Origin of the sequence: Rhodoferax sp. (assembly GCF_013297935.1) — a bacterium.
GTDB lineage: Bacteria > Pseudomonadota > Gammaproteobacteria > Burkholderiales > Burkholderiaceae_C > Allorhodoferax.
The window spans coordinates 1-7,398 of the sequence record NZ_JAAFIX010000027.1 but is presented as its reverse complement, the minus strand read 5'-3'; the positions used below and the strand labels follow the sequence as shown (position 1 = coordinate 7,398).

The 7,398-nt window shown below is 66.1% G+C and carries 6 protein-coding genes, 1 tRNA gene and 1 pseudogene; 4 read left to right on the top strand and 4 right to left on the bottom strand.

What is annotated here, in order from left to right; translation table 11 throughout:
• Window positions 1-149, top strand: a pseudogene (locus QZW03_RS17330) (channel protein TolC); the annotation flags it as partial.
• A gap of 80 nt (window positions 150-229) precedes the next feature.
• Here the strand turns inward: QZW03_RS17330 and QZW03_RS17325 are convergent.
• Genes QZW03_RS17325 through QZW03_RS17315 form a run of 3 tightly spaced genes read right to left on the bottom strand, consistent with a single transcriptional unit; the run spans window position 230 to window position 4,025 of the window.
• Window positions 230-1,564, bottom strand: coding sequence for a 3-deoxy-D-manno-octulosonic acid transferase (locus QZW03_RS17325; protein WP_296511302.1), 1,335 nt, complete (start codon window positions 1,562-1,564; stop codon window positions 230-232).
• Window positions 1,561-2,616 (bottom strand): lipopolysaccharide heptosyltransferase I, encoded by a 1,056-nt coding sequence (gene waaC / locus QZW03_RS17320; protein WP_296511301.1) that lies wholly within the window; start codon window positions 2,614-2,616, stop codon window positions 1,561-1,563. The genes QZW03_RS17325 and waaC overlap by 4 nt, the downstream gene beginning before the upstream one ends.
• Window positions 2,613-4,025 (bottom strand): phosphomannomutase/phosphoglucomutase, encoded by a 1,413-nt coding sequence (locus QZW03_RS17315; RefSeq protein ID WP_296511300.1) that lies wholly within the window; start codon window positions 4,023-4,025, stop codon window positions 2,613-2,615. The genes waaC and QZW03_RS17315 overlap by 4 nt, the downstream gene beginning before the upstream one ends.
• Before the next feature lie 118 nt (window positions 4,026-4,143).
• Between QZW03_RS17315 and QZW03_RS17310 the strand changes: the two genes are divergently transcribed.
• The 3 genes from QZW03_RS17310 to QZW03_RS17300 are packed head-to-tail and all read left to right on the top strand — an operon-like array spanning window position 4,144 to window position 7,206.
• Window positions 4,144-5,742, top strand: coding sequence for an Ada metal-binding domain-containing protein (locus QZW03_RS17310; protein WP_296511299.1), 1,599 nt, complete (start codon window positions 4,144-4,146; stop codon window positions 5,740-5,742).
• Window positions 5,743-5,781: 39 nt separating this feature from the next.
• Window positions 5,782-6,276: a methylated-DNA--[protein]-cysteine S-methyltransferase gene (locus QZW03_RS17305; protein ID WP_296511298.1), complete on the top strand. Its 495-nt coding sequence runs from the start codon at window positions 5,782-5,784 to the stop codon at window positions 6,274-6,276.
• Window positions 6,277-7,206, top strand: coding sequence for a DMT family transporter (locus tag QZW03_RS17300; protein ID WP_296511297.1), 930 nt, complete (start codon window positions 6,277-6,279; stop codon window positions 7,204-7,206).
• Window positions 7,207-7,286: 80 nt separating this feature from the next.
• On the opposite strand, the gene QZW03_RS17295 is transcribed toward QZW03_RS17300, so the two are convergent.
• A tRNA-Asp gene (locus QZW03_RS17295) sits at window positions 7,287-7,363 on the bottom strand.
• Window positions 7,364-7,398: the final 35 nt, after the last annotated feature.

The window sequence follows — 7,398 nt, the reverse complement described above, 5'->3', positions numbered from 1 at the left end:
TCAACAGCCAGAGCCAGCTCTACAGCACCAAGGCCACGCTCGCCAAGGCGCGTTACGACGTACTGGTGGGAGGCCTGAAGCTCAAGCAGGCGGCGGGTACCTTGGCGGTGGAAGACTTGGCGCCTATTAATGCGCAGTTGGTGCAATAACTGAAGGTTTATCACCAAAAGGGCCATCAGCCCTTGTAAAAGCTGCGTAAGCAGCTATCTATTTTGTAGCAAACGACCGGTCAACGGGCCAACAAAGCGGCCACCTCAGTGGCCGTTTTTGCGGCGGCACCCCGGTGGGCAGCGCCCAGTGCCAGCGCCGCATCGGCCATGGTGCGATGGTGCGCGGGGTCGGTGGCCACGGCGCAGGCTTGGGACCATGCGTCGGCAATGTCTGCACACCGCTGCGCGGCACCGGCGTCGGCGGCCAGCGTGGAGGCCTCGGCAAAGTTAAACAGGTGCGGCCCCATAAACACCGGCACACCGCAGGCGGCCGCTTCAATCAGGTTTTGCCCGCCCAAGGGCGCGAAGCTCCCACCCAGCAAGGCCGTGTGCGCCATGCCGAAGTAAAGCGCCATTTCGCCCAAGGAGTCGCCCAGCCAGACCTGCGCGCTCTGGGTGGCTTCGGTCCACTGGCTGCGCCGGCTCACGGTGTAGCCGGCTTCCAGAAACAGGCGCTCCACCTCGTCAAACCGCTGGGGGTGCCGCGGCACCACCAATAGCTGTACCGGCAAGGCGACATTTCCGGCAGTATTTGCTATTTTTTCAGTAGCTACTTGCGCAGTATCTATAAGGGCTAGAGGCCGATTTTCCTTCAAAATATCGAGCAGCATCTGCTCCTCGCCCTCGCGCGCGCTGGCAAACATGACCACGGGCTTGGCGCTCGCGGTGCGCCAGCGTCGCCCATGCTCCAGCTGTCCGGTGTGGGGCGTCGCGTCGAACTTGAAGTTGCCCGGCACCCCGCACACCCGCGCGCCCAGGCTGCGCAGGCGGGCGGCGTCTGCCTCGCTTTGGGCCCACACCGCGTGCAGGCCACGGTACGCCGGGCCGGCGAGCCCGGGCAGGCGGCGGGCCTGCCGCAAGGACTTGTCGCTCAAACGGGCATTCACCAGGCACAAGGGCACACCGGCCTTCTGGCACCCGACCACCAGGTTGGGCCAGACTTCGGTTTCCATCAGCAAGCCGACGGCCGGGCGGAACCGGGCCAGAAACCGCCCGACGGCGCCGGGCGTGTCCCAGGGCTGCCAAACCTGCAAGTCACCGGGCTGAAGCAGCGCTTTGCCCGCCTCGCGGCCGGTGGCCGTGCCATGGGTGAGCAGTAACTGCATGCCGGGCAGCTGCTCCCGCAAGCGGGCCACCAGCACGGCCGCAGCACGGGTCTCGCCGAGCGAGACCGCATGCAGCCAGACTCTCGGGCCCGTTGAATCGGGGGTGGGCGATAGCGATGTGTCGTAGTAGCCGAAGCGCTCCTCGATAAAGGCGCCATACAGTGGCTCGGCCTTCGCACGACGGGCGAGTTTGCGCCGCACCCAAGGCTGCGCGGCCCAGGTCAGCAGGGAATATAGCAGCCGCATCATCGGCACAGCACCGGGGTCGCCAGACTTTCCCAGGCGGCCCAGACGGTGTCCACCTCCGGGCAGGGCGCGGCATATACGCTGCACTGACGTGCGGGCCGCCCGGGCACGGTGGTGGCTAGCGGCCCGGTGCGCCAGGCGGTGTCAAAGTTGTAGATCTGCACATGCGGCAAGTCCAAGGCCACAGCAATGTGGCTCACCCCGCTGTCGACCCCGATCACACCGGCGCAGTGGGCCAGGGTGTCGGTGAGCACATCCAGGCCCACGGCCGGCAGCACCCAGGCATCTTTCAAGGCCGCGGCCAGCGCACGGCTGGTAGCGAGTTCGCGGGCTCCCGCATGCGGCAAGGCGATGCCAAAGCCGGCGTCATTGAGGCGCTGCCCCAGTGCAACCCAGTGCTCTAGGGGCCACTCTTTGTCGACCCGCGATGTGCCGTGCACCAGTGCCACCAAGGGCTTTTTGGGCACAAACGGATTTTCAGCATGACCCAGGTGCTTGGGCAAGGGAGCCGATAGGCCGGCGCCCTGTCCCCGCAGCCCGAAAACCAGCCGCTCCGGCACCGGGTAGCCTCCGGCCGCGGCACACAGCAGGCGGCCGCGCGCTACCGCATGGACATGCGGCTCCAAGGTAATCGTTTTGTCGGCAACCCAGCGGGTCGGGGCTTCGTAGCCGGAGCCGTCCGTCTGGTTGGCCATGGCGTAGCGGTAGCCCGTGGGGGTGGTGCGGGCCAACCAGGCGACCAACGCGGACTTGCTCAGGCCCTGCAGGTCCATGACGGCGTCGTAGGCGTGGGTCTGCAAATCGGCCTTGAAGGCGCGCCAGGCCTGACGCGTTGCCGCGGCCCAAGGCTTGCGCGTCCAAGCACGCAGCTCACACGGAATGACCCGCTCCACGCCTTCGCACCGGGCCACTAGCGGCGCAAAGCCGCGCTCCACGACCCAATCGATACGCGCACCGGGAAAGGCGGCTCGCAGATCTTGCACCACGGGCAGCGTATGCACCACATCGCCCAAGGACGATAACTTCACAATCAGAATGCGGGCGGGGGATTTCAATGGCTGGCCTCCTGCACCTGCGCGCCGGGTAGATAAAGATGCACCCACGCCATGAGCTGGGCCTGGATACGAGCCAAGGCCTCCGGGGTGTGCCCCTCGCAGCGCATGACCAGCACCGGGGTGGTGTTGGAGGCACGCAGCAGCCCGAAGCCGTCCGGCCAGTCCACCCGCAAGCCGTCTACGGTGTTGAGCCGGGCGTCGGCGTCGAGTGTGATGCGGCCCAGCAAGTCGTGCACCAGCGTGTGGGCCTCGCCCTCCGCACAGGCAATGTGCAGCTCAGGGGTCGTAAAGCTATCGGGCAAGGCGTTGAGCACACGGTTGGCATCGGGGCTGCGACTGAGCAGCTCCAGGAGGCGGCAGGCGGCGTAAGTGCCATCGTCGAAACCGAACCAGCGGTCGCCGAAAAAAAGGTGGCCGCTGATTTCGCCGCCCAAGGGGGCTTGGAGCTCGCGCATTTTGGCCTTGATCACCGAGTGGCCGGTGCGGTACATCACCGGCACACCTCCGGCCGCCGTAATGACCGGCGCCAGTCCTTGGCTGCACTTGGCATCAAAAACAACTGCCGCACCGGGGTGGCGGGTCAGCACATCGGGGGCAATCAGCATGAGCTGCCGGTCGGGCTGGATGGTGTGGCCCTCGCGGGTGACAAGCGCCACGCGGTCGCCATCGCCATCCAGTGCGAGGCCGACTTCAGCGTCGCCGTCGCGCAGCGCCGTCACCACATCGCGCAGGTTTTCAGGCCGACTCGGGTCGGGGTGGTGGTGGGGGAAGTTGCCATCCACCGCGCTGTGGAGCTCTTGCACCTCACAGCCTATGGCCCGCAACACCGCGGGGGCGGTGGCACCGGCCACACCGTTGCCGCAGTCCAGCACCACCTTAAGGGGGCGCGCCAGGCGGATGTCGGCGGCAATGCGCGCGCAGTAGGCGGCAAACACATCCAGTGTGCGCGTCTGCGCCAGCGGTGCGCCGGTGTTTGCCGGTGCGGGCGCATCGGGCGCTGCCGCCAGCAGAGCCTCCATGCGGGCACGCAGGGCCTGCACCGCGTCGCCATAGAGCGCCTGGCGGTGCAGCACCATCTTGAAGCCGTTGTCGTGTTTGGGGTTGTGGCTGCCGGTGACCTGAATACCGTGGGGGCACTGCGTGTGGGTTGCAAAGTAGAGCTGCGGCGTGGTGCACAAGCCGATATCTATCACCGCCACCCCTGCCTGCTGCAGACCTTGCACCAAGGCCCCGGCCAAAGCCGGGCTGCTCAGGCGTCCGTCCCGCCCTACCACCACCTGTTCATCGCCTTGCTCCCGCACCAAGGCTCCGAACGCACGCCCGAGCAGGTGCGCCACCTCCGGGCTCAACGTGTCTGGCACGGTGCCGCGGATGTCATAGGCCTTGAAAATTCGGGGAGCGAGGTGCATGCAGCAAAGAGTGAGAAGCGGCGGGCGCCGTTAGACGTCAGGTGGGCTGCATTGTAGGGCGCAGGCACATGTCCGGAAACGGCTAGTCGCCGCAGGCGCACTGCGTATCATCGACTCCATGCCATCCCCCGCCCGCCACTCCGCGCGCCCCAAAGCGTGCCCTGAGCACGACCTATGCGCCGCGCTGAATGCGGGCCGCTACCGAGCCCTGCAAGCCCGAGACGCGCGCTTTGACGGGCAGTTTTTCACCGGCGTGACCAGCACCGGTATTTATTGCCGGCCGGTGTGCAAAGTGCGCGCGCCCAAGCCCGAGAACTGCCGCTTTTTCAGCCATGCGGCACTGGCCGAGGCAGCGGGTTTCCGGCCATGCCTGCGCTGCCGCCCAGAGTTGGCCCCCGCCGCGCCCGGGAGCCCGGATGCCGCTTGGTCCACGCAAGATGCCAGCGCTGTGCTGGCCCGGCAAGCCGCCATGCTGATGGAGGTGCCGGCAGACGGCTCGGACTCGCCGGTGAGTGCCGCCTCAGTAGCAGCGCGCTTGGGCATCAGCGACCGGCATCTGCGGCGTATTTTTGAGGCTTACTGGGGCACCTCACCCCTGCGCTACCTGCAGACGCGGCGGCTACTCACCGCCAAACAACTGCTCACCGACACCCGCCTACCGGTGCAAGAGGTCGCGCACCTGAGCGGCTTTGCCAGTGTGCGGCGTTTCAACGCTTCGTTCATCGCGCACTACCGCCTGCAACCCGGCGCGCTGCGGCGGGAGTCGCGGAGCCCCGTAGCGCGCAGTCAGCCCGGCCGCAGCGAGGCGGGGGCTGACACAGGCTTCACGTTCTACGCGGGCTACCGCCCCCCGTTCGATGTGGAGCACTTGCTCCAGTTTTTCGCCCAAAGGGCCTTGGCAGGTGTGGAGGTGGTGGACCTTGCCCAGCTGCACATCAGCCGCAGCGTGCGGCTACAACACCACGGGCAGTGGCTGCAAGGCTGGGTAAGCGCGCAGTGTGTGCCTGCGCAGAATCAGATGCGCATGCGCATCAGCCTCTCTCTGGCACCCGTGCTGCCGTGGGTGTTGAGCCGCTTGCGCGCTTGGCTGGACCTGGACGCCGATCCGGCCGCCATAGACCCGGTGTTGGCGCTGCACTTTCCCGGCACCGAGGGCATGCGGGTGCCCGGCACGGTCGACGGGTTTGAGCTGGCGGTGCGGGCTATTTTGGGGCAGCAAATTACGGTGCAAGCAGCGCGCACCCTCACCCAGCGCCTGGTCGTGCAGTGGGGCAGCAAACTGCAGGATGCCCCGCACGGCCTATCCCACTGCTTTCCGGATGCCCTGCGTTTGGCGCAGGTCGATGCCGGGGCGCTCGGCGAGCTCGGTATCGTCAAACAGCGCCAGCAGGCCATTCTGGCGCTGGCCCGCGCAGTAGCGGAAGGCAGCTTAACCCTTCTCCCCGGCGCGCCCGTGGGTGCCACGGTGCAGGCCCTGGTGGCGCTACCCGGCATCGGCCCCTGGACTGCCGAGTACATCGCCTTGCGCGCCCTGCGTTTTCCGGATGCATTTCCGTCCGGCGACGTGGCGCTGCACACCGCGCTGGGTGTGCGCAAGCATCTGCAAGCCGCCGCAGAAGCGCAAAGGCTGTCGCAGGCGTGGCGCCCCTGGCGGGGGTACGCCACGGTGCGCGCCTGGCACCTGCTCTCCAAATCCCATTCGCTATCAAAAACATAGCTGCTCCCGCAATCATCACAAGCGCTAAAGGCCTATTTCATGAAAATCCCTGCCTCTGCAAGTCGCTCCCGCTGGTCAGGTCCGCTGGGCCCGATGGATATCGTGGCGCATGACGCCGGCGTGGTCGGCATCTGGTTCGAGACACAAAAGCACGCGCCAGACCTGGCGGACTGCGCTGTGAAGCCGCATCCGCTTCTGACCGAGGTGGGTCTGCAACTAGGTGCTTACTTTGAAGGCCGCTTGCGCCAGTTCGACCTGCCGCTAGACCTCTCGGGCGGCACTGTATTTCAACAAGACGTCTGGGCCGCGCTCTTGGGAGTGGCTTGTGGCGATACCATCAGCTACTCCACCCTCGCGCAGCGCACCGGCCGCTCCACCGCCGTGCGCGCCGTGGCCTCCGCCGTGGGCCGCAACCCCGTCAGTGTGGTGGTGCCTTGTCACCGTATTCTCGGCAGCAACGGCAGTTTGACCGGCTATGCCGGCGGCCTGCACCGAAAGGCTGCGCTTCTTGATCTTGAAAACCGAAAGCCCTGATTGAAGACCTTAACTCCAGGCTCCACGCCGTCCACTTCCGCCTCGTCCCCGTGGTTGGCCAACTTTGTTCTCTTGGCGGCCATTTGGGGCGCGTCGTTTATGTTCATGCGCGCTAGCGGCAAAGCATTCGGCGCGCTGCCCACCGCAGGGTTGCGGGTCGGTATCGCCAGCCTTTTTTTGCTGCCGCTCCTGGCGCTGCGCGGCCAGGTGGGCGTGTTGCGCCAGCACTGGAAGCTGTGCTTCACCGTCGGCGTGCTCAACTCTGCCATTCCGTTTGCCTGCCTGTCATGGGCGCTGCTTTCGATTTCCACCGGGCTCTCGGCCTTGCTCAATGCCACGGTGCCACTGTTCGGCGCGGCGATAGCGTGGTGGTGGCTCGGTGACCGCTTGCAAGGTTCCCGTGTGCTAGGGCTGGTGGTGGGCTTTGTCGGGGTGGCCATGCTTGCCACCCAAAGAGAGAGTGGCTCGGTCGCCGGGGCTCACTCGGGGACGCTGGCCGTATTGGCCTGCTTGTGCGCATGCCTGTTCTATGGGATTTCTGCGAGCTTTGCCCGGCGATTTTTGCCGGGGGTGCCGTCGCTGGTGCTGGCGACCGGCAGCCAATTGGGAGCCACACTGGCGCTGCTGCCGCTGACTCTCTGGGCGTGGCCGGAGACACCCGCACCCTTGCACGCGTGGGGCGCCGTGACGGCCTTGGGCGTGCTTTGCACCGGACTGGCCTATGTGATTTTCTTTCGCTTGATCGAACGCACCGGGCCATCGCGGGCCCTGTCAGTGACTTACGCGATTCCGGTGTTTGCCATTTTGTACGGCGTGTTGCTCTTGGGGGAGTCGGTCACTGTGTGGATGGGAATCTGCGGTGCAGTCATCATGCTGGGCACCGCGCTGTCAACGGGCCTGATCGGCTGGGGTTCCGCCCCCAAATCTTGAGGACTTTCGCAGCGTGCGGCACTGCGCCGCAGCGCCCAAGAAAAAAGCCGCGGCACCTGAGTGCAGCGGCTTTTCAAATTTGGCGGAGTGGACGGGACTCGAACCCGCGACCCCCGGCGTGACAGGCCGGTATTCTAACCAACTGAACTACCACTCCTGGTAGCGGTAACCATTCGAACAGCACCTTGCAGC